Annotated in this window: 21 protein-coding genes; 3 read left to right on the top strand and 18 right to left on the bottom strand. The window is 55.7% G+C overall.

The window, feature by feature from the left end:
* Positions 1–5 precede the first annotated feature (5 nt).
* The 6 genes from ACUUL3_RS14380 to dnaN all read right to left on the bottom strand — a co-directional run bounded on the left by ACUUL3_RS14380 (position 6) and on the right by dnaN (position 9,205).
* Positions 6–1,181, bottom strand: coding sequence for a DNA cytosine methyltransferase (locus tag ACUUL3_RS14380; protein WP_448556495.1), 1,176 nt, complete (start codon positions 1,179–1,181; stop codon positions 6–8).
* Positions 1,178–1,594 carry a very short patch repair endonuclease gene (locus tag ACUUL3_RS14375; RefSeq protein WP_448552477.1) on the bottom strand — a complete coding sequence of 139 codons (417 nt, stop codon included), beginning with the start codon at positions 1,592–1,594 and terminating at the stop codon, positions 1,178–1,180. Before ACUUL3_RS14375 ends, ACUUL3_RS14380 begins: the two co-directional genes overlap by 4 nt.
* 174 nt (positions 1,595–1,768) lie before the next feature.
* Entirely contained in the window at positions 1,769–2,848 is a 1,080-nt protein-coding gene (locus tag ACUUL3_RS14370; protein WP_448552475.1) for a RelA/SpoT domain-containing protein, read from the bottom strand.
* 85 nt (positions 2,849–2,933) lie between these two features.
* Complete coding sequence (gene gyrA, locus ACUUL3_RS14365) at positions 2,934–5,432, bottom strand: DNA gyrase subunit A (RefSeq protein WP_448552473.1); 2,499 nt, start codon at positions 5,430–5,432, stop codon at positions 2,934–2,936.
* Positions 5,433–5,595: 163 nt separating this feature from the next.
* The gene (gene gyrB, locus ACUUL3_RS14360; protein ID WP_448552471.1) at positions 5,596–7,995 is read right to left on the bottom strand and encodes a DNA topoisomerase (ATP-hydrolyzing) subunit B; all 2,400 of its coding nucleotides are present in this window, start codon (positions 7,993–7,995) and stop codon (positions 5,596–5,598) included.
* Between the two features lie 79 nt (positions 7,996–8,074).
* Positions 8,075–9,205 carry a DNA polymerase III subunit beta gene (gene dnaN, locus ACUUL3_RS14355; RefSeq protein WP_448552470.1) on the bottom strand — a complete coding sequence of 377 codons (1,131 nt, stop codon included), beginning with the start codon at positions 9,203–9,205 and terminating at the stop codon, positions 8,075–8,077.
* A 466-nt stretch (positions 9,206–9,671) separates the two neighbouring features.
* On the opposite strand from dnaN, the gene ACUUL3_RS14350 reads away from it, so the two are divergent.
* Complete coding sequence (locus tag ACUUL3_RS14350; RefSeq protein ID WP_448552468.1) at positions 9,672–10,793, top strand: serine hydrolase domain-containing protein; 1,122 nt, start codon at positions 9,672–9,674, stop codon at positions 10,791–10,793.
* 14 nt (positions 10,794–10,807) lie between these two features.
* The gene (locus tag ACUUL3_RS14345; RefSeq protein ID WP_448552466.1) at positions 10,808–11,743 is read left to right on the top strand and encodes a sulfite exporter TauE/SafE family protein; all 936 of its coding nucleotides are present in this window, start codon (positions 10,808–10,810) and stop codon (positions 11,741–11,743) included.
* Between the two features lie 32 nt (positions 11,744–11,775).
* Here the strand turns inward: ACUUL3_RS14345 and ACUUL3_RS14340 are convergent, their stop codons facing one another.
* The 4 genes from ACUUL3_RS14340 to yfcD all read right to left on the bottom strand — a co-directional run bounded on the left by ACUUL3_RS14340 (position 11,776) and on the right by yfcD (position 14,745).
* Entirely contained in the window at positions 11,776–12,048 is a 273-nt protein-coding gene (locus tag ACUUL3_RS14340) for a hypothetical protein (protein ID WP_448552464.1), read from the bottom strand.
* Between the two features lie 111 nt (positions 12,049–12,159).
* Complete coding sequence (gene mtnA, locus ACUUL3_RS14335) at positions 12,160–13,266, bottom strand: S-methyl-5-thioribose-1-phosphate isomerase (protein ID WP_448552462.1); 1,107 nt, start codon at positions 13,264–13,266, stop codon at positions 12,160–12,162.
* A gap of 259 nt (positions 13,267–13,525) precedes the next feature.
* Complete coding sequence (locus tag ACUUL3_RS14330) at positions 13,526–14,248, bottom strand: double zinc ribbon domain-containing protein (protein ID WP_448552460.1); 723 nt, start codon at positions 14,246–14,248, stop codon at positions 13,526–13,528.
* Positions 14,245–14,745, bottom strand: a complete 501-nt coding sequence (gene yfcD, locus ACUUL3_RS14325) for an NUDIX hydrolase YfcD (RefSeq protein WP_448552458.1) — start codon at positions 14,743–14,745, stop codon at positions 14,245–14,247. Before yfcD ends, ACUUL3_RS14330 begins: the two co-directional genes overlap by 4 nt.
* A gap of 228 nt (positions 14,746–14,973) precedes the next feature.
* On the opposite strand from yfcD, the gene ftsH reads away from it, so the two are divergent.
* Positions 14,974–16,797 carry an ATP-dependent zinc metalloprotease FtsH gene (ftsH, locus tag ACUUL3_RS14320; protein ID WP_448552456.1) on the top strand — a complete coding sequence of 608 codons (1,824 nt, stop codon included), beginning with the start codon at positions 14,974–14,976 and terminating at the stop codon, positions 16,795–16,797.
* A gap of 62 nt (positions 16,798–16,859) precedes the next feature.
* Here the strand turns inward: ftsH and ACUUL3_RS14315 are convergent, their stop codons facing one another.
* The 8 genes from ACUUL3_RS14315 to ACUUL3_RS14280 form a co-directional block, all read right to left on the bottom strand.
* Positions 16,860–17,456, bottom strand: coding sequence for a hypothetical protein (locus ACUUL3_RS14315; protein WP_448552454.1), 597 nt, complete (start codon positions 17,454–17,456; stop codon positions 16,860–16,862).
* 86 nt (positions 17,457–17,542) lie between these two features.
* Complete coding sequence (locus ACUUL3_RS14310; RefSeq protein ID WP_448552452.1) at positions 17,543–18,037, bottom strand: GatB/YqeY domain-containing protein; 495 nt, start codon at positions 18,035–18,037, stop codon at positions 17,543–17,545.
* A gap of 32 nt (positions 18,038–18,069) precedes the next feature.
* Positions 18,070–18,357: a hypothetical protein gene (locus ACUUL3_RS14305; protein WP_448552450.1), complete on the bottom strand. Its 288-nt coding sequence runs from the start codon at positions 18,355–18,357 to the stop codon at positions 18,070–18,072.
* Between the two features lie 13 nt (positions 18,358–18,370).
* On the bottom strand, positions 18,371–18,577 hold the full coding sequence (locus ACUUL3_RS14300) for a hypothetical protein (protein WP_448552448.1): 207 nt from the start codon (positions 18,575–18,577) through the stop codon (positions 18,371–18,373).
* Positions 18,578–18,580: 3 nt separating this feature from the next.
* A complete protein-coding gene (locus ACUUL3_RS14295; RefSeq protein ID WP_448552447.1) occupies positions 18,581–18,796 on the bottom strand; it encodes a hypothetical protein in 216 nt (71 codons plus the stop codon).
* A 36-nt stretch (positions 18,797–18,832) separates the two neighbouring features.
* Positions 18,833–19,930 carry an NAD(P)/FAD-dependent oxidoreductase gene (locus ACUUL3_RS14290; protein ID WP_448552445.1) on the bottom strand — a complete coding sequence of 366 codons (1,098 nt, stop codon included), beginning with the start codon at positions 19,928–19,930 and terminating at the stop codon, positions 18,833–18,835.
* 246 nt (positions 19,931–20,176) lie between these two features.
* Positions 20,177–20,332 carry a rubredoxin gene (locus tag ACUUL3_RS14285; RefSeq protein ID WP_448552443.1) on the bottom strand — a complete coding sequence of 52 codons (156 nt, stop codon included), beginning with the start codon at positions 20,330–20,332 and terminating at the stop codon, positions 20,177–20,179.
* A gap of 97 nt (positions 20,333–20,429) precedes the next feature.
* Positions 20,430–20,633 carry a hypothetical protein gene (locus tag ACUUL3_RS14280; protein WP_448552441.1) on the bottom strand — a complete coding sequence of 68 codons (204 nt, stop codon included), beginning with the start codon at positions 20,631–20,633 and terminating at the stop codon, positions 20,430–20,432.
* Positions 20,634–20,708: the final 75 nt, after the last annotated feature.

The raw sequence follows: 20,708 nt of genomic DNA, 5'->3' as shown, positions 1-20,708 counted from the left end.
ATCCTTCACGCTACTTGTTTTAAAATACTGTTACCGATCGCCTCAGCCAAGCGTACCGGAACGGCATTTCCGATCTGTCGCATGGCTTCGGTCCATGAGCCACTGAATACATAATCATCTGGAAATGTTTGAATCCGGGCGCTTTCGCGAACTGTGTAATACCGATAAGTTCCATCAGGCAATGCAATCATGTTCTCACCTCCCGGCACTCCGTGATCGCCTGCTTTAAGCGCTTTCGATGGAGTGTCAAGAGTGCTACCAGTATGTCCAGGATAGGGACGAGCACCGTCCCTGAATTCATGGTTGGGTACCGTCTCCGTCTTGTTCCTCGCGTCGGGAAGGCCAATAAGAGCATCGCGTACAGTGCGACATCTTTCTCCAGGCGGAAGGAAAAGGCCGAATCGCGATTTGAGTCGGGCTATGCGGGAAACGTACCGCTCTGGCACTGCTGGTCGATTTTTCTTTGCAATCCGGTGTTCATCCCAATAAGCTCCCGAAATCCATTGATCCCAAAGCAACCGATCATATGAATGGGTCGGCTCCGGAAACGACCATTGCCGTTGAAGGTCTGACCTGAAACCGACAATGAATACACGGTGGCGGTGCTGTGGCACACCGTAATCAGCTGCGTCAAGCAAACGATAAACTACTCGATATGAAAGCTCACGCTCAATGCCTCCGGTGTGATGACGTTCGAGCCGATCTAGATGCGATACCCATTCTTCATCTTGTTTCCGTACAAGCATTGGATAGGTGAGTTGCAAGATGATATAGTGAAAATAGCTCGCGAAGCTCTGTCGAAGCAGCCCTTTGACATTCTCAAAGACGAAGCATTCCGGGTGCAATTCTCGAACCGCACGAACGGCTTCCGGAAACATGTCCCGGTTGTCCTGATATGCGCGATGCTTGCCACCGAGAGAAAAAGGCTGGCAAGGAGGGCCGCCAGCTACCATGTTTACATGGTCAAATAAATCAGAGTAGCGAATCATGCGTACGTCATCGGGGTAGAGACGCCAACCTTTGGCAAGTGGGTGGCCAAGGGACTCGTTCAAATGAATTGTCGAGCACGCATACTCGTTTCTTTCAATCAGCGCTGTGTGATGCCAACCGCTTTGCTCCAGTCCGAGGGCCAAACCTCCGGCCCCCGTGAACAGTTCTATTGATGATCGTTGTTTTTTCATTTTCCTTCCAAGAATCTTCTGATTCGGGAACGCAAAGCGGCTTTCTTCTTCAGTTGGCATTCCCAAATCACCATGAAATGCCAACCAAGTTGCCGTAGCTCTCTTTGAATCTTAGCGTCTCGCTCCTTGTTCCGTGTGAGCTTCGCTTCCCAAAAAGAACGATTAGTGCGCGGCTGCCGATACTGGTGGCAGCCGTGTTGGTGCCAGAAGCACCCATGCACAAAGATTACCTTATTTCGAGGGCGAAAAACAAGATCAGGATGCCCAGGCAAATCCGGAGCGTGAAGACGATAACGATGCCCCATTCCGTGAACCATCCGCCGCACGATCATTTCCGGTTTTGTATCGGCATTTCGGATTCGCGACATCCGTTCGCTTCGCTCTTCCGGTGTCAGCGGATCATAGCGGGGCATGTTATTTGGGGTTCCCTCCGGCACAACGAGCCTGTAGAAAAATGAAAAAGGTCTTTACAATAGGCTGTTTGACTTTTTCCACAAATTCAACGCGCTGATCAGCGGTGGCCACACCCAAACTTGCCGCGTCAGCGCCGCAGACGTTCTCGGCGTCAAGCGAACCGCCTAGTTCGGCTATTTCTTAGGCATTTTTTTGTTAAGAGCTTTCAATAAAGCAGTTTTATTAACCAATTGCACACCAGATAAAGTTTGACATCCTTCTTCGACCATACGAACAAAGTCCTGAGCATCAGAGAAATAGTTTTTAAAAGCAAAGCGAACTTCCTCTGACGTATCGGCCCTAACGAGTACGATGTCTTTGCCTGGGTGTTCTTTTTCAAGTTGAAATAGCGCTCGGAGTGCTTCAGGTGCATCGCGGTATGTTTTTATTTCTAACTCACCTGAAGGAGAGAATATTAAAATGGAGTTACGGTTTGTACTTGCAATGGAGTCGATGGAATTTAAGCCTTGAAGAGTTTTCAACAGTTTAAGTTCTTGGTCCAACCGCAGGAAGTCTCTTACCAATTCAGCATTTTCTTTGTGAGGAAAAGGCCCATGTGAAGTTTCAAATGCCCTCGCAAGAATTTCACTCGCAAGAGCCATAGCATCTTGATAGCGTGTATCTCCCTCCTGAAACTTTGGCTGGCTTTCAGTTATGAAACCAATGACTTCAACAGCTGTTGCCCATGCATGTTGTATCTTTGTCCTGTACTGTATTTCAACCATTAAGCCTTTAAGATGCTTACCAGTTGCTGAATTCACATCATATACATAGACATCATGAATACCTCTATAGCCTGTTGATTTTGGGCGTTTTATGTAGTCGTATTTGTCAATATCATTACGGATTTTGTGATTAAAACGTGCCCGGTGAAAGACACCTCTAAAATCATATAGTTCTTTAAGATTAGAAAATATTAATCTGCAACCAGCTACGTCATCCATTCTTGCCAGTTGCATTTCTGGAAATCTATCCAATTTTCCGAAAATCGTTGATTTTCGCTTATGTCTTTGGGCAACTATTATTGATTTTCCGCGAGTTCTTGTGCGTAGAATTGCCTGAAATGTATTCAAGACTGCACGATGAGCAGCACGCCACTCATCGATTACAACCAAATCATCTACTGTAACATTTCCGGAACGAACATTATTCCCCGCTAGATTAACACGTGACTTTGAGCCACCTGGAAAGTTCTTGTTGATATTCTGTTTCAATTTTATCCTCGGTAATGATGCCGAAAGTGTATTAGACAGAAATTTTTTATCCTCTTACACTCACAGCAGACACTATCCCCCCTCTCTACTCCTCCGCCAGTCCGCCCTCTTCCTCACCAGCCTCATCCTCGTCATTCATGGTCTCGGCCATTCTATCCACCGCCACCACCTTTTCTCCCTCTTCCAGCTTGAAGAGGCGCACTCCCTGGGTGTTGCGGCCTATTACCCTGAGGTCGCGCATGGGCATGCGGATGATCTTGCCGGCATTGGTGATCATCATCAGCTCATCCTCGTCCGTCACCTGCATGGCGCCCACCACCAGGCCGTTGCGTTCGCTGGCCTTGATGGCGATGACGCCCTTGCCGCCGCGTTTGATCAGGCGGTATTCATCCACTTCGGTCCGCTTGCCGTAACCGTTCTCGGTCACCACCAGGATGGAGGAGCCTTCATGCACCACATCCACGGAAACCACCTCGTCGCCCTCGGCCAGGTTGATGCCCCTGACCCCGGTGGCGGTGCGGCCCATGCTGCGGACATCGGCCTCCCGGAAGCGCACCGACATGCCCTCGCGGGTGACAAAGAGGATATCGTTCTTGCCGTTGGTGAGCACCGCGCCCAGAATCTCGTCATCCTCGCGGATGGTCAGGGCGATCTTGCCGCGGCGGATGGGCCGGCGGAACTCGTCCAGCACCGTCTTCTTGACCACACCCTTCTTGGTGACCATCATCACGTGGCATTCCTCGCCGGCGGGGATGTCAAAGGTGGAAACCGGCAGGATGGCCGCCACCTTCTCGCCTTCCTGCAGCTCAAGAAGGTTGACGATGGCCTTGCCCCGGGCGATGCGGCTCGCCTGCGGGATTTCGTAGACCTTGCGCCAGAAGACCTTGCCGTGGTTGGTGAAGAAGAGGAAGGTGTCATGGGTGGAGGCCAGGTACATGTGGCTGACAAAATCCTCCTCGATGGTGGTGGTGCCCTTGATGCCCTTGCCGCCCCGGCGCTGGGAGCGGTAAAGATCCACGGGGTTGCGCTTGATGTAGCCCTCGTGGGTGACGGTCACCACCATCTCTTCCGGCATGATCATGTCTTCGGGCAGGATCTCGTCCGGGGCCTCGATGATCTCGGTGCGGCGCTCGTCGCCGTACTGCTCCTTGATCGCCTCGAACTCCTCGCGGATGATCCTGAGCACCAGGGCCTCGTCGGCGAGGATCTTCCTGAACCATTCGATCTGGGCGAGCAGCTCCTCATACTCCTTGATGATCTTTTCCCGTTCCAGGCCGGTGAGCCGGTGCAGCCGCATCTCCAGGATGGACTGGGCCTGGATCTCGGAAAGGCCGAAACGGCTCATCAGGCCGTCCCGCGCCTCCTGCGGGTTGGCGGATCTCTTGATCAGCTCCACCACCTCGTCCAGGTTGGTGATGGCCACCTTGAGCCCTTCCAGGATATGGGCGCGCTCCTCCGCCTTTTTCAGGTCGTAGGTGGTGCGGCGGTAGATGATGGTCTTGCGGTGGAGCAGGAAGTATTCGAGGATCTGCTTGAGATTTAAGATCTCGGGCCTGCCGTTGACGATGGAGAGCAGGATGATGCCGAAGCTCTTCTGCAAGGGGGTGAGCTTGAAGAGCTGGTTGATCACCACGTCGGCGATGGCGTCCTTCTTGAGGTCCAGCACGATGCGCATGCCGTGCCGGTCCGACTCGTCGCGCACCTCGGCGATGGATTCGATCCGTTTTTCCTTGATCAGGATGGCGATCTTCTCGATGAGGGAGGCCTTGTTCTGCTGGTAGGGGATCTCGGTGATGATGATGGATTCCCGGCCGCTCTTGCTCTTTTCCACCTCGGTCTTCGAGCGCATCAGGACGGAGCCGCGCCCGGTTTCGTATGCCTCCCGGATGCCGGCCCGGCCGCAGATGAAGCCGCCGGTGGGGAAATCCGGGCCGCTGATGTGATCCATGAGCTGATTGACCGTGACGTTGGGGTCGTCGATCATGGCGATCAGGCCGTTCATCACCTCCACCAGATTGTGGGGCGGGATATTGGTGGCCATGCCCACGGCGATGCCGGAGGAGCCGTTGATCAGCAGGTTGGGGATCCTGGTGGGGAAGACCACCGGCTCCTGCAGGGAGTTGTCGTAGTTGGGGGAGAAATCAACGGTCTCCTTGTCGAGATCGGCGATCAGCTCCTGGTCGATCCTGGTCATGCGCGCTTCCGTGTAACGCATGGCCGCCGGCGAGTCGCCGTCCACCGAACCGAAGTTGCCCTGGCCGTCCACCAGGGGGTAACGCATGGAAAAATCCTGGGCCATGCGGACGATGGTGTCGTAGGCCGCGGTATCGCCGTGGGGATGATACTTACCGATGACGTCACCGACGATACGCGCCGACTTCAGATAGGGCCGGTTGTGGTAGTTGTTGAGCTCGCGCATGGCGAAAAGAGCCCGCCGGTGCACCGGTTTCAAGCCGTCGCGCACATCGGGCAGGGCCCGGCCCACGATGACGCTCATGGCATAATCCAGATAGGATTTCTGCAGTTCCTTTTCCAGGGAAACCTTGGGAATCTCCGGCAACTCTTTACTGGTCACTTCCGTCATATGAAAATCCTTATTTTACTGGATGAACCCTTATCCAGTCTTTATTCGAGGTCTGCTCCAATCCGGCGGAGCGGAAAAAGCCTCTACTTTTTTCTGATATCTTTATCTGTTCAGCAAGAAGTGCGGGCTGAGCCGTGTTGCTCCTCTCTGACCTGAAGAGGGTCTAAATATCAAGCTCGGCAACTTCCAGGGCGTGGTTCTGGATGAACTCGCGCCGCGGCTCCACCTTGTCGCCCATCAGGGTGGTGAAGATATCGTCCGCCTGCTCGGCGTCCTCGATGCGCACCTGCAGCAATGTCCGCTTTTCCGGGTTCATCGTGGTCTCCCAGAGCTGCTCCGGATTCATCTCGCCCAGGCCCTTGTAGCGCTGCATGGTGCTGCCCCGGAAGGATTCCGCCCGGACGGTGGTGAGCATTTCCTGCCAGGTGGCCGCCTCGATGCCTTTGCTCTGGGTTTCCACGGTGAAGCCGGTGCGCAGGTACTGCCTGATCCTGGGATACTGAGCGATGGCCTGTCGGTATTCATTGATCAGGGGGATCTGCGGGCCGATGGTGATCATCATGTGCGCCTTGTCCTTGATGGCGGCGTCAAACTCCCAGCAGCTGGGCCGCCAGCGGCAGGGCCGGATATTGCCCAGAATCATGTTCTTGCCGGCAAGCTGCTCCTTGAGATGTTCGACCAGACCCTGATCCTCGAACTGATCCGCGGTGCTGATGTCGTTTTCCAGAAGAAAATGGACCATCTCCTCCCAGATGTTGATCCTGGTCAGGTACTCGATGAGGCGCAGATAGTAGGAAAGGTTCTTCAGAACACCCACCAGGGCCTCGCCGCTCAATTTTTCCCCGGTTTCGGCAACGGCCACCGACAGCGTGTTGCTGGCCTGATCAAAGAGATGCTGATTCAGATCCTCCTCGGTGGTGAAAAACTGCTCCTTTTTGCCCCGGCCAAGGCGGTAGAGAGGGGGCTGACCGATGTAAACATGGCCGTTTTCAATGAGCGGCAGCATCTGCCGATAGAAAAAGGTCAAAAGCAGGGTGCGGATATGGGCGCCGTCCACGTCTGCGTCGGTCATGATGATGATCTTGTGGTAGCGGAGCTTGTCTACTTCAAAATCATCCTTGCCTATGCCGGTACCCAGGGCGGCGATGATCTGCTTGATCTCCTCGCTGCTCAAAATCTTGTCGAAACGCGCTTTTTCCACGTTCATGATTTTGCCGCGCAACGGGAGGATCGCCTGGATGGAGCGGTCGCGGCCCTGCTTGGCCGAGCCGCCGGCAGAATCACCCTCCACCAGGAAGATCTCCCGCTCCTTCGGGTCCTTGGACTGACACTCGGCGAGCTTGCCCGCCATCATCAGGTCAAGTCCCGCTCCCTTCTTGCGGGAAAGTTCCTTGGCGCGGCGGGCCGCTTCCCGGGCCCTTGCCGCGTCAACCACCTTGCCGAGGATCTTTCTTGCCACCTGCGGGTTCTGTTCCAGATATATGGCCAATTTTTCGTTACAGATGGTTTCGACGATGGATTTGACCTCGCTGTTGCCCAGCTTGGTCTTGGTCTGCCCTTCGAACTGCGGATCCGGCACCCGCACGGAAACGATGCAGGTCAGCCCTTCGCGCACGTCGTCGCCGCCCATCTTCTCCTTCATGTTCTTGGGCACGATGTCGTCGCTGGCGTAACGGTTGATGCATTTGGTGAGCGCGGCGCGAAAACCGGCGACATGGGTGCCGCCTTCCTTGGTGTGGATGTTGTTGACAAAGGAAAAGAGCCGCTCGGAATAGCCGTCGAAATACTGAAAACAGACCTCCACCTGCACATTGTCCTTCTCGCCGGCCACGAAAACAGCCTCGGGATGGATGTGGGTCCGGTTGCGGTTGAGATATTCGATGTAGGAAACAATGCCGCCCTTGTAATGGAATTCATCCTCGGCGCCGGTCCGCTCGTCGTGGAGCAGTATCTTGACGTCCTTATTGAGAAAGGCCAGCTCCCGCATGCGGTTCTGGATGATCTCATATTTGAACTCGGTGGTTTCCTTGAATATTTCAGGATCGGGCATGAAGGTGATCTTGGTGCCGTTCTTGTCCGTATCGCCAACCACCTCTATGTTTCCCTGGGGAATGCCGTAATGGTATGTCTGGCGGTGGACATGGCCCTCACGTTTCACCTCGGCGGTGGTCCAGCGGCTCAGGGCATTGACCACCGAGACGCCCACCCCGTGCAGACCGCCGGAAACCTTGTAGGTGGAGTGATCGAACTTGCCGCCGGCATGCAGGGTGCACATGACAAGCTCCAGGGCGGAAACCCCTTCGGTGGGATGCATGGCCACCGGGATGCCGCGCCCGTTGTCCTCCACGCTCACGCTGCCGTCCTGGTGAAAGATCACCTTTATTTTCGAACAGTATCCGGCCAGGGCCTCGTCGATACTGTTATCCACCACCTCGTAGATGAGATGATGCAAACCCTCTTCGGCGGTATTGCCAATGTACATTGCCGGCCGCATCCGGACGCCTTCCAGCCCGGAAAGAACCTTGATCTGATCAGCACCGTAATTCGTGTTTGCCTCTGTCAAAGTGTGATTCCTCTTAACGTATTGTTTATAAAGATATTTTTTATCTTTATCGTGCTCTGTTTCTTTTGGAATTCGTAGGTTATATCTTCATGGGCATGATGATGCTGATGAAGCCGGGATCATCATCGCCCTGGATCATGCAGGGGCTTTCCTCGGAGTTTATATAGGCCTTGATGATATCGCTTGACATGACCTGCATGGTTTCCACGAAATACTTCCCGTTAAAACCAAGCTTCAAAGGTGCATCCTCGTAGGCGATCTCAAGGGCATCCTTGGCGCTGCCGATGTCCATGCTCTGGGAGGAAAGAACCAGCCTGTTGTTATGTATTTCAAATTGAACGGCGTTGTAGCGATCCTCGGTAAAGAGATTCATTCTCTTCATGGAGGTCATTATCTTCATTCTGTTCAGCTCGAAATATTTCGCTTTGTTCACCACCTGAATGATGTTTTTGTAGTCGGGAAAATCTCCGTTCATCAGACGAATGACCATGACGGAATGGTCGGTTTTCATCACCGCCTGTTTTTCTTCAAAACATAATTGTATTTCATTGCTTCCCTCGCAGAACTTTTTAATTTCCTGCATTCCTTTCCGGGGAATAAGGATGGTTTTTTCCATCTTCAGCTGGTTGATGTCGTTTTCCAACTCTTTTTCCATCAGGGAAAGACGGTGACCATCGGAGGAAACCATGCGCAGCCTGTTCTTGCCTTCGGCGGTATCCTTTTCCACCAGGATACCGGTGAGATTGAACTGGGACTCTCCTTCCTGGGCCACGGAAAAGATGGTTTTATCGATGAGCTCTTTCACATCATCGCTTTTAAGGGCAACCAGATTGGCCTCATCATACTCCGGGAAGGCGGGATATTCTTCGCTCGGCATGCCGGCAAGCTTGTAATCCGTTGATTCCGAGGTGATTTTTGCCCAATTGTTTTCCAGAATTTCCAAATGGATCTGGTCAGCGCCTGATTCGCGCACTATCTCGAAGAGCTTTTTCGCGGGCAGGGTGATGGAGCCTGGAGAAAGTATCTCCGCCGGCAGAATGTTGCGGATACCTATTTCAAGATCCGTGGCGGTCAAACGGAGGGAATCCGCCTGGGATTCGATAAGCACATTGGAAAGAATGGCAATGGTTCCCTTTTTGCCAGTGACATTTTGCAGGGAAGCAAGGCCAGCCAGAAAGTCATCTCTCGAAATGTTAAAGATCAGAGACATAATTCACATCCTTGTTGAGTAAGAATTAGTTTTTTAAATCTTTAAAAGATTATGATTATAAGCGGTGTTGATATGTTGAGTAACCTTTTAACCTCCTGAATTTATAAATTATTTTTTTAAATTTGAGAGAGTGAAAAGATAGGAATAAAATTTAAAAATGAGTTATCAACATTTTTTAAAAAGTGAACGAACATGTATTCATGGGACTGTGTCGGGAAGGTGTTGAAAAATCTGTTCAGAAAAGAATAAATAAACAAAAGAGTAAAAACCTTTTTAATTTATTGATTTTATTTAAAAAAAATAAATAAAATAACAAGGCGGATTTTTTACTGAAATCAGTTACAAAAAGATAGTTTAAAAAGCAAAAAAATACAATAATAATAAATAAAAAGATGATGTTTTATTGGGATGTTAAGCCTCTATTTCATCCTCTTTTTCTCCGCTCTGGTCAATCCCCTCAGCCGCAATGAAAAAAAATACTATTATTTCTTTAAAATCGAATATTTACACAATTTTTCATCAAGCCATGGAGAAAAAGGTTTTCCCCGGGGCGGCCATGGGCATAGGTTTTGGAGCGAGCCGGAACAGAAAAACCGTTATCGAAACCTATGGATTTCTCAACTACGAAAGGGAAAAGGAGGTGGACGAACACACATTTTACGACCTCGCCTCCCTGAGCAAACCGCTGGCCACGGTCCTCTCGCTTCTCTGTCTTATCAAGGAAGATGCGATAAAACTTTCTGATAGGCTGGAAATATTTTTCCCCGGCCTTGGTGACAGAGAAAAAAAGGAGGTTACCATCAGGAATCTGCTCAGCCATTCCTCCGGCTTTCCGGCGCACCGGGAGTTTTTCAGGCAACTCATTCCCCTGGCGCAAGAAGAAAGAAGAGAAAAGATCCTTGCCCTGATCCTTGCCGAACCCCTGCTCCATGCGCCCGGAGAAAAATCCTTATACAGCGATCTGGGCTTTATCCTGCTCGGGCTCATCATCGAAAAGGTAAGCGGGCAGAGACTGGATATGTTTTATCGGCAAATGGTGTTGGCTCCCCTGGGGTTAAACGAGCAAATACTGTTTCTTCCCACCGGAGCCCAGGGCAGGAAGGATATGACCCTGGCTCCGACGGAATATTGCCGGGTGCGCAAGAGAATCCTCTCCGGCGAGGTGAGCGATGAAAACGCCTTTGCCATGGGAGGCGTGGCTGGTCACGCCGGCCTGTTCGGAACCATCAATGGGGTTTTTCAGCTCCTTGTCCATCTGCTCGATCAGTGGCAGGGCAGGGAGGAACATCCCAATTACCGGAGCCGCGACCTTGCCGGTTTTTTGCAGCGCCAGGATATTCCCGGCTCCACCTGGGCCCTGGGTTTTGATACGCCGTCGGCCGCAGGCTCCAGCGGCGGCGATCATCTTTCCCCTGCCAGCGTCGGCCACCTCGGTTTTACCGGCACCTCATTCTGGATAGACCCTGCCAGGGAGCTTGTCATGGTCCTTCTCAGCAACAGGGTGCATACAAGCCGCGGCAATGAGCAGATCAAGCTGTTCAGGCCGCTTTTTCACAACATGGTGATGGAAAGTCTGGGTCTGCGATAAGGAGGAAGACAAGCATGTATTTTCCCGTGGCCGGCATGGAGGTCAACCCGCTGGTTCCACCCCTGGTGGCCTTTGCCATTTCCCTCTTCACCTCCATGGGTGGCGTCTCCGGCGCCTTTTTGCTGCTGCCCTTTCAGGTAAGCGTCCTCGGCTTCAACACCCCGTCGGTGAGCGCAACCAACCAGCTGTTCAACATTGTCGCCATTCCCAGCGGCGTGTACCGCTATCTCAAGGAGGGGCGGATGGTCTGGCCGCTGACCTGGGCCGTGATCGTCGGTACGCTGCCCGGGGTTCTCGTCGGCGCCTTCCTGCGCATCCGCTATCTCCCGGATGCGCGCAATTTCAAGATGTTTGTGGGCCTTGTCCTGCTCTACATCGGCGTACGGCTGCTGAAAGACCTTCTGGGCCGCCGGAACGGCGAGGATCAAAAACAGGATGGAGTTGCGCTGCGGCTCCGCGAATATCAGGCCCTGCATGGCGGCGGGAGTTTGCCGCCGGTGACCGTGCACAGGGCCGGCCTCTTCAGCATCCGCTATGAATTTTTAGGGGAGGTCTGCGAGGCGAGCAGCCTTGCCGTCCTGGCCTTGAGTCTGGTGGTGGGAATAATCGGCGGGGTGTACGGCATCGGCGGCGGCGCCATCATCGCCCCATTCTTTGTCAGCATCCTCGGCCTGCCGGTGCATACGGTGGCGGGCGCGGCCCTGATGGGCACCTTCGTGACCTCGGTGGCCGGAGTGCTCTTTTATCAGCTCATCGCTCCCCTGTATCCCAATATGAGCGTGGCGCCGGATTGGCTGCTGGGGTTTCTTTTCGGGGTCGGGGGGTTTTGCGGCATGTACTGCGGGGCCAGCCTGCAGAAGCATGTGCCGGCCAGGGCTATCAAATGGATGCTGGCGGGGTTTGTCCTCTTCACGGCCGGCAAGTATGTGCTGGATTTTTCAGCGAGGTAATGGTGTTGCGCGGCCGTTGGCCATCGACGTCCTCATTTGCAGGTCTTCGGCTTGCCGCTCTTGTCAAGCACCTGGATGAGGTGAACGGCGGTCGAGGAACTCTGGCCGCCGCCATAGCCTTCCATGCTGAGAAAATTGAGACCCTCGATGCAGAGCAGCCGATAGGTTTTGCGGTGCGGGATTTTGTCATCCTCGGTGCTCCACGTTCCCCGCTCTATTTCCAGCTTTTGTTCGCCATCGGCGGCAAAGGAGGGAAGGCTGAAAAGAGAAACCAGACAGAAAGCAAGAATGAGGGGGCGTTTCATCACGGTGCACCATGGGGTTACAGGTTGAGGGGATAAGGACTGCGCGATTCCAATCGTCTCTATTCTATCACGGCAGCCGGAGGGGAAGGCAAGTGGCATGGCTGACGGGATTCAGGCCATTTCCGGATAGAGGCGGAGAATATCAGCCTCCTCGGCCGCCATGATCCCCCGTTCGCTGATGAGACCGGTGATGAGCCGGGCCGGGGTAACATCAAAGCCGTAGTTCGCGGTGTTGGTGTTTTCCGGCGCTATCCGCACGGTGGCAAGGTCGTTGTCGGATGTGAGGCCGCTGACCCAGGTGATCTCTTCGCCGCCGCGCTCCTCGATGGGAATTTCCGCAATGCCGTCCCGGATGGACCAGTCAAAGGTGGAAGAGGGCAGGGCCACATAGAAGGGGACGTTGTTGTCTTTTGCCGCCAGGGCCTTGAGATAGGTGCCGATCTTGTTGGCCACGTCGCCGCGGCGGGTGGTGCGGTCGGTGCCGACGATGACCATGTCCACCAGCCCGTGCTGCATGAGATGACCGCCGGTGTTGTCGGCAACAAGGGTATGGGGTACGCCTTCCTCCCGCAGTTCCCAGGCGGTGAGCCTGGCGCCCTGCAGCCACGGCCTGGTCTCATCCACCCAGACATGCACGGGGATGCCGGCATTGTGGGCGGCGTAGATGGGGGCGGTGGCCGAGCCGTAGTCGACAAAGGCGAGCCAGCCGGCATTGCAGTGGGTGAGAATGTTCACCGGCCCGCCCTGCTTTTTTTTGCTGATCGCCTCGATGAGCGCGCGGCCGTGTTCGCCAATCCTCCGGCAGAACCGGGCATCCTCGTCCGCTATCTCGCAGGCCACGCGAAAGGCCTTGTCGCGCTTCGCCTCGATGCTGCAATCCCAGCGCAGCGCCTCCAGCTGCCTCTTCACCGCCCAGGCGAGGTTGCTTGCCGTGGGCCTGGTTCGCACCAGTTTCTCCGCCGCCTCCTGCATGAACTCGGCGAAGGTGTTTTCCGGCGCGGCCAGGGCAGCCAGGTACATGCCGAATCCCGCCGTGGCCCCGATGAGGCCGGCGCCGCGCACGTGCATCTCCCTGATGGCCGTGCAGACCTCGGCAACCGTGCGCAGTTCTTCGATGACAAAGCGATGGGGCAGCTGACGTTGGTCGATGATCCGAACAACCTCTCTTGCCGCTTCAGCCGGCCAGATGGTGCGGTATTCCTTGCCCTGCACATGCATCCCCTGTCTCCCCTTTCAGAAAAAAACCGTGAAAATATAATATGATATGAGACCCATACCAATCGATCCGTAGATCATCAGTCAGGCCGGGCAATCGTCTTCCCGCAGTTTTTTGAAGAGCCGGGTGAAGGTGAAACCGGCGATGAGAAGCGAGGCAAAAGCGGCAAGCAGATGCGGGATATCCATGGCGACTCCTTTTTGTAACAACAGACCGAGGCGTTAATTTAATATGCTTTATTGGTCGGGGCGAGCAATTTCCTCAATCCTCCCTGACCCGCGCCAGGGTAAGGACGAGAACTTCGCCGGCGCCGGCCTTTTTCAAGGTTCTGGCGCATTCATTCACCGTGGTGCCGGTGGTGAAGACATCGTCGATGAGGAGAATCCTTTTTCCCGCCACCGCGGCCGGCTTTGGCACGGCAAAGGCATCGCGCAGATTCCGCCGGCGCTCCCGGCCGCTGAAGCCGGTCTGTGGCGCTGTTTCCCGGGGGCGGACCAGCAGATCTCTTTTCAGGCGCTTGTCCCGAGGGAAAAAGCATTCCGCCAGGAGCAGGGCCTGGTTGAAGCCGCGTTCGCCAAGCCGTTTTTTGTGCAAGGGCACGGGCAGGATCAGGTCGACCCCGGCAAATCGGGCTGGCAGGGGATGCGCATCCTTGAGCAGGGAGATGCTTCTTAAGCAGGAAGTCTTGCCCTGGTACTTGAGGCGGTGAATGATTTTTTTCAGCGGCTCTTCATAGAGGAGCAGGGCCCTGGCCGCGCTGAAGTGGATTTTTTTGGTCAGGCAGGCGGAACAAAGATGGTCTCCGCCGGCAGCGTTGCTGAAAAGCCTGCCGCAGCGGGGACATAAAGGGGAATGGATGAAGGAGAGACGGGAATAGCAGTCAGCGCAGAACTGGATGTTCCGGGATGAGGAAAGCGGCGCCTCGCAGGAAAGACAGGAGGGGGGAAAGAAAAGATCGAGCAGGGAGCCCAGAAAGGTCTTCATCGCTCGGCGAGAAATTTTTTGAGCACCAGGATGCCATCCGGGGTAAAGGGCTCGTTTTCGCATCTGGCAAGCACCTCGGTCACTGACAGGAAAAACCCATCCTCCACCTCTTCCTTCTGGAGAAGAAAAGGCCCATCGCAGAGACAGGAAAAGACCCTTCCCCAGACCCGGTTGTGCATATCCTCGTGATAAAAATCAAAATGGCTTGTCAGGGGAACCCTGGCAACACCCAGTTCCTCGGCCAGTTCGCGCTGCGCGGAAAGTTCGTAGGGTTCATCGGCCAGCACCACCCCGCCGGTGGCGACGTCGTAATAGCCGGGATAGATGTCCTTGTGCATGGTCCGCTTCTGGACAAAGATCTCCCCGACGTTGTTGAAGACCAGGATATAGGTGGCCCGGTGAATGAGCCCCTGCTGGCGCATGGTTTTTCTGGGAACCTTGGCAATGGGCGCATTGTCGGAATCAACAATGAGCACAATTTCCTCTTCCGGATTCATGATCTGTCTCTTTTTTGCGGGTATGGACAATTTCAGGGAGGTACGCTTCCACAAAACAGGCGCCCATTTCCCGGATGGGTGGCCGGCAGTCGAAAAAGCCGTTTTTAGACAGCCGGCCATTTGCCGGTTTGCGAATAGGCAAAACTCTTATAACATAGAAATTGAGTCCGGGGTATGGAAGATCAAAGGGTCCAGCTGCCGGCTTCATCCAGAACAAAGGGTTGGTAAATGGAAAAAAAATTACAATTTTCAGTGAGTTATCTTTTAATTGCCCTCGCGGTTTTTCTGCTGCTCCAGAACTGGCTCTCCCCCCGGATCAACAACGTTTCCTACAGCCAGTTCAAGAGCTATGTTGCCGAGGACAAGATCAACTCGGTGGTCATCTCCTCAAACCAGCTCAAGGGCTACGAAAAGGTGGAGAGCAGCAAGAAGGAGCCCATGTTTCCCGAGGCCCTCTATGTAACCCCGCGCATCGATGACAAGAACCTGGTGGATTTTCTTGAAAAGCACAATGTGGATATCATCGCCGCCAACGAGCACACCTTTTTGCGCACCCTGCTTTCCTGGGTGCTGCCAACCCTCTTTTTCGTCGGAATCTGGATGTTCATGATGCGCCGCATGGGCCAGGGGGCGGGCGGCGGCATGATGACCCTGGGAAAATCCAAGGCCAAGATCATCGCCCAGACCGATCTCGGGGTCAACTTCGACTCCGTGGCAGGCCAGGACGAAGCCAAGCAGGAACTCGCCGAGGTGATCGAGTTTCTGAAGACGCCCGGAAAGTTCACCCGGCTCGGCGCCAAGATCCCCAAGGGCATTCTCCTGGTCGGCCCGCCGGGCACGGGCAAGACCCTGCTTGCCAAGGCGGTGGCCGGCGAATCCGGGGTGCCCTTCTTTTCCATCAGCGGCTCCGACTTCATCGAGATGTTCGTGGGCCTGGGCGCGGCCAGGGTGCGCGATCTTTTCGAGCAGGCCAATGCCAAGGCGCCCTGCATCGTTTTCATCGACGAACTCGATTCACTGGGCAAGGCCCGAGGCAGCGGCATGATGGGCGGACACGACGAACGGGAGCAGACCTTAAATCAGCTCCTGGCCGAGATGGACGGCTTTGAGGTGAATAAAGGGGTGGTGATCCTTGCCGCCACCAACCGGCCGGAGATCCTGGACCCGGCCCTGCTCCGGCCCGGCCGTTTTGATCGGCACATTCTGGTGGACCGGCCCGATCTCAAGGAGCGGATCGCCATTCTCAAGGTGCATGTCAAGGGCATCAAGCTCTCGGCCGGGATGGATCTCGAAATCATTGCCCGTCGCACGCCAGGATTTACCGGAGCGGACCTTGCCAATCTGGTCAACGAGGCGACCCTGCTGGCGGTGCGCAAGGGCAAGGAGCAGGTGGACGCGCTCGAGTTCGAGGAGGCCATCGACCGGATCATCGCCGGATTGGAAAAGAAAAACCGGGTGCTCAACGAAACCGAGAAAAAGACGGTGGCCTATCACGAAACCGGCCACGCCCTGGTGGCGACCTTCCGCAAAACCGCGGAAAAGGTGCACAAGATTTCCATCGTGCCCCGGGGGATCGGGGCCCTGGGCTACACCATGCAGCTGCCCACCGAGGATCGTTTCCTGATGTCCAGGACCGAGCTTTTGGAGAAAATCGACGTGCTGCTGGGGGGCAGGGCCGCGGAAAGGATCGTCTTCGGCGAGATCACCACCGGCGCCCAGAACGACCTGCAGCGGGCCACCGAGATCGCCCGCAGCATGGTGGCCATGTACGGCATGAACGAAAAACTCGGCCAGGTCACCTATCTGCAGCCTGCCAGCCAGTTTCTTCAACAGGGGGTTTTTCAGCAGAAGGAGTTCAGCGACCAGACCGCCCTGCTCATCGACGAGGAGGTGCGCCGGATCATTGATGAACGGATGGTGGGGGTGGAGCAGACCCTGACGGAACAGCGGGCTTTGCTGGAAAAGGTGGCACAGACCCTGCTCGAGAAAGAGTCACTGGACGACGAGGAATTCAAGGGGCTGTTGGCGGGGGAGACAACCGCCGCGGCCTAAGGGAGGAGGGCTTGCCCCGGTTTTTCCGCGCCAAGCCCTGGTGACCGAAAAAAGGTCGCGGATCAGCAGCCTTCCACGGCCGCTGTTTTTTTCTGATGGCACTGGTTGCAGCCGGTGGGGCCGGCCTGTTTTTCCTTGTGGCAGTCCTGGCAGAGGGCATGACCTGCTTCCTTGCCCAGGGTGAGGGGGCCCGGTGTCTGCCCGCCATGGCAGGCGGCGCAGCCCTGCGCCTCGGCGTGTTTCCGGTGGGAAAGGGTGATCTTGCCCTGCTTGTTTACCAGGACCACGGTTTCCGAGGCGCCCGTGGCGGCCACGGTCTCCTCGCCTTTCGCCACCAGGGCGGCGGCCCGTTCCTGCGCGGTTTCCACCACGGTGGCCGCCGCTTTCTCCCGCACCGCCTCCACCGCCTGCTCCGCTTCCTTCACCACTGCCTGGCCCGCATCCTGCGCCGCGGTCACGGCTTCTTCCACGGCGGGGGCGGCCTGGCCAACGGTGTCCGCCGCTTCCTTGAGTGCGGCGCCGACTGCTTTCCCGGCCTGGTTCACGGCCTGCTCGACCGCCGGCGCGCTTGCCGGCGTTTCGGCCTGTTTTTCTTCCCGGTTGCAGCCCCAGAGGGCGAGAACAGCCATCAGTCCGATTATACAGAGTTTTTTGTTCATGGGTTCCTTCCGGTTGGTTTGGAAAAGGTGCCAATGCCCTCATCTAATCGGCGGCAGCGGCGAATCGAGAAAACGGTGTCGCCCTCTTACCCGGCAAGGCTGGCCAGCACCTTCTTCACCACATTGCCGTCCGCCTTTTTGCCGAAATGTTTCATGATGGGACCCATGGCCTGCATGGAGCTCTTGAACTGGGAAAGATCGACATTGGCCTTGACCCAGGCGGTAATTTCTTCCTCGCTGGCCATCGTTGGCAGGTATGATTCCAGGATCCGCAGGTAGTCGGAGGTTGCCTCCTTTTTCAGCTCCAGGGTCTGTTTTTCCGATTTGACCAGACCCTGGATCACCGAGATGATGTCGTCGTTGCTGATTTCGTCCTCTTTTTTGGGCCGGCTGGACTTTTTGCCGCTCTCCAGGGTGATGGCCACGGTGAGCTTGGTGGGAAACTCGCTCATGATGATGCGGATGGCGCCCTTGACCGGCTCATCCTTGGCCAGCATGGCTGATTTGAGGTCGCTTTTCATCTTGGCCATCAGGCTCATGTCCATGGAATCGTTCCAGCCGTGCTTGCTTTCTGCGCTCATGATCGTTCCTCTTGTATTGGAAGGCGTTGGGCTTAATTTTTACAGACGAATTCGGCCCCGGCAGGCGCCGCAGCCAGGCACTCGGCCAGGGTTTTTCCCTCCGCCGCGGAAAGCCTGGCCCCGTGGCGGATCATGTTCCTGATGGTTCGTTGCCAGCCCCTGACGTTTTTCCGGCCCAGCTTCTGGCAGATGCGCGACTTGTAGTGGCAGCTCTGACAGCGGCTGTCGAGAAGCGCGGCGCACGGCTCCTCGCCGGCCATGGCGGGTGTGCCCGCGGCAAGGCTCAGCAGGAGGAGAGGGAAAAGGAGTCCGCGCGTCATGACCTGCCTGCTCTCAGTGGAATTTCCAGGCCAGGATCAGACCGAGGGCCATGAGAAAGGGGCCGTTCGCCAGGTAGACGAAAAAAATCAGGGGGTATTTTGGTCCCAGAATCTCCTTCAGTCGCACCCGGTTGACCAGGCGCGGTATCCAGAAGGCCACGCTGAGGATGAAGCCCAGAACGGCAAGGACAAGGCCTGTTGTGTAAAGGATGGCCGGCATGGGTTATGCTTTTTCCAACTCTTTGATGCGCTCGCTCAGGATGGTTATGCAGGCCAGGGAGCGGCGCGCGCCATGGTCATTGCCCTTCTGTTCATAATACATCTGGCTGAGTTCGAGGGATTGCACGGCCAGCTTCAGATTTCTGAGCTGGGCGCGGGGCGGGTCTGTCTGGCATTGGCAGATAAGGGTTCTGGCCTGTTCTTCGTTGTCGATGTTCATGGCTGGCTGGAATTGAAAACTTTTGCGCTGCAATGTTCACAACGGGTCTGCTTCTGGCGGCCCGTCCATCGAAAAGAGATTGTACCTCTTTTTCAGATAATGAAAAGCAAAAGGATAGGCAAGCCGGTGCAGCAGGTTCAGATTGTAGAAGTCATGGAAAAATTTGCCGATATCGCCGGTGCGGCCAATGCGGTCCATGATGGCGCGGTAATCGCCGCGGCCAAAAATTTCCCAGAAATAGCGGTTGACCAGGCTTGCCTTCTGTCGGGCCGAGAAACGGCGCCGGGCGGCGTCCGGGTAGCTTCCGCCCGCGATGATGCTTTGCGCGGCCATGGCGCCGGAGGCAATGGCCGAGCGGATCCCGAACCCCCAGAGCATGTCCTGCAGCCCGGCTGCCTCCCCAACGAGAAGGCGCTTTCCTTGGGCAAAGACCGGGGAAAGCAGAAAGCCTCCCGGGCCGCCCACCTTTTTCGGCTCTTTGATCTCGAAATCGACAACCGTGCGAAAAAGCCGTTCCGTTTCCGTAAGGCATCGGTTTATCTCGGAAAATCGGTCAAAAAGCACGGTGCAGAGGCAGCCGCAGCCCTTGGCCGCCAGGAGATAGGCGTATCCCTTGCGGGCCGCCCTGTCGTTGACCAGACCGTAGGCAGAATCCGGCAGCCCGGTTTTGAAGACGATGCCCTTGGCGACGGCGAAGCGGTTCTTGAGGCGGGGGCCGCCGGCGACGATGGCCGCCTCTGGCCCGGAAAGACGCTTCCCAAAATGAATGGTCGCCCCGGCGGCCAGGGCCTGCTCCTTAAGGCCGTGGTCCAGGCTGCCCGGTTTCGCCCCCCGCCGGACCAGATAGAAGCCGGGCCGGGTGCCGCTGAACCGCCATTCCCGGTCGCCGTTGTAGACGGTAAGGGCGGAAAACGGAGTACAGTCGAAGTTGACGGCAAGGCCCAGGGACTGAAACTCCTCCAGCACGTCCCGCTCTTCGGACCAGTTTTCAAGGCCCTGCAGGTCACCGTAAAAAACGCGGCCGACATCGCTGTTTTTCTCGTAGACCTCCGCCCGAAAGCCGGCCCGCTGCAGGACGATGGCCGCGGTGAGGCCGGCTGGCCCGGCGCCCAGGATCTTAATGGTTCCCGCCAAGGCCAGCCCTCCTGCCACAGCTTTTCATGGTCGATCTCCCCTTCGGGTATCCGCAATTTTCCGCCGCGCGGGTATCAGAAAAAGCATGTTTCCTCTCCGGTTCTTTTCCGGACGCGCCTGTCCGGACTGTAAAGATTATGAGAAGAAAAGGCGGGATCCGCAAGGGGACAAAAAATGCCCCGGGAAACCCCATGCGGAAAGGCGGGTTTCCCGGGGCAAGGGAGGAAGGGCTGTCTCCAGGGGGGATCAGATCTTGTAGAAATGCTCTTTTTCAGCGCCGCATTTGGGGCAGACCCAATCCGCGGGCAGATCGGCAAAGGCGGTGCCCGCTTCCACGCCGTGCTCGTAATCACCTTCCGCCGGGTCATAGACGTAACCACAGGGGCATTCATACTTGTCCATCGGTGTTCTCCTTTTCGTTGCGCTGTTATTCGGATAAGTCCAAGTCGTTATCCTGCATGAATGATCATTTCTTGACGGCTGGGGTATTTTTTGCGGCTCACCGGTGGGGGCCGCCGGGAATACCCTCGATGACGAAACGGGCCAGATTCGCCTTGCTCGGAATGTACTCGCCCATGGGAACCAGCTTTTTGTTCTCCCGCAGGCAGTCCACCATGAGGCGCCACAATGCTTCCATGGCCGCGGTTTCCTGGGCATCGGCAGGCCTGAATTCCACGACATTTTTATCGATTTTAATATCCATTTTGCACCGTTGTTTTATTTTTGATAATTTTTACTATAAGGCAGATTCGGGCAAAATCCACTGAAAAAAAGAGAA

This window comes from Thiovibrio sp. JS02, from assembly GCF_053485635.1.
This window is presented reverse-complemented; position numbering and strand designations above follow the sequence as displayed.

Excerpts from the sequence above, each read along its gene's own strand:
- ACUUL3_RS14380 (WP_448556495.1), bottom strand. The coding sequence starts at position 1,181 with ATGAAAAAACAACGATCATCAATAGAACTGTTCACGGGGGCCGGAGGT.
- ACUUL3_RS14375 (WP_448552477.1), bottom strand. The coding sequence starts at position 1,594 with ATGCCCCGCTATGATCCGCTGACACCGGAAGAGCGAAGCGAACGGATG.
- gyrA (WP_448552473.1), bottom strand. The coding sequence starts at position 5,432 with ATGACGGAAGTGACCAGTAAAGAGTTGCCGGAGATTCCCAAGGTTTCC.
- dnaN (WP_448552470.1), bottom strand. The coding sequence starts at position 9,205 with ATGTCTCTGATCTTTAACATTTCGAGAGATGACTTTCTGGCTGGCCTT.
- ACUUL3_RS14350 (WP_448552468.1), top strand. The coding sequence starts at position 9,672 with ATGAAAAAAAATACTATTATTTCTTTAAAATCGAATATTTACACAATT.
- ACUUL3_RS14345 (WP_448552466.1), top strand. The coding sequence starts at position 10,808 with ATGTATTTTCCCGTGGCCGGCATGGAGGTCAACCCGCTGGTTCCACCC.
- ACUUL3_RS14340 (WP_448552464.1), bottom strand. The coding sequence starts at position 12,048 with ATGAAACGCCCCCTCATTCTTGCTTTCTGTCTGGTTTCTCTTTTCAGC.
- mtnA (WP_448552462.1), bottom strand. The coding sequence starts at position 13,266 with ATGCATGTGCAGGGCAAGGAATACCGCACCATCTGGCCGGCTGAAGCG.
- ACUUL3_RS14330 (WP_448552460.1), bottom strand. The coding sequence starts at position 14,248 with ATGAAGACCTTTCTGGGCTCCCTGCTCGATCTTTTCTTTCCCCCCTCC.
- yfcD (WP_448552458.1), bottom strand. The coding sequence starts at position 14,745 with ATGAATCCGGAAGAGGAAATTGTGCTCATTGTTGATTCCGACAATGCG.
- ftsH (WP_448552456.1), top strand. The coding sequence starts at position 14,974 with ATGGAAAAAAAATTACAATTTTCAGTGAGTTATCTTTTAATTGCCCTC.
- ACUUL3_RS14315 (WP_448552454.1), bottom strand. The coding sequence starts at position 17,456 with ATGAACAAAAAACTCTGTATAATCGGACTGATGGCTGTTCTCGCCCTC.
- ACUUL3_RS14310 (WP_448552452.1), bottom strand. The coding sequence starts at position 18,037 with ATGAGCGCAGAAAGCAAGCACGGCTGGAACGATTCCATGGACATGAGC.
- ACUUL3_RS14305 (WP_448552450.1), bottom strand. The coding sequence starts at position 18,357 with ATGACGCGCGGACTCCTTTTCCCTCTCCTCCTGCTGAGCCTTGCCGCG.
- ACUUL3_RS14300 (WP_448552448.1), bottom strand. The coding sequence starts at position 18,577 with ATGCCGGCCATCCTTTACACAACAGGCCTTGTCCTTGCCGTTCTGGGC.
- ACUUL3_RS14295 (WP_448552447.1), bottom strand. The coding sequence starts at position 18,796 with ATGAACATCGACAACGAAGAACAGGCCAGAACCCTTATCTGCCAATGC.
- ACUUL3_RS14285 (WP_448552443.1), bottom strand. The coding sequence starts at position 20,332 with ATGGACAAGTATGAATGCCCCTGTGGTTACGTCTATGACCCGGCGGAA.
- ACUUL3_RS14280 (WP_448552441.1), bottom strand. The coding sequence starts at position 20,633 with ATGGATATTAAAATCGATAAAAATGTCGTGGAATTCAGGCCTGCCGAT.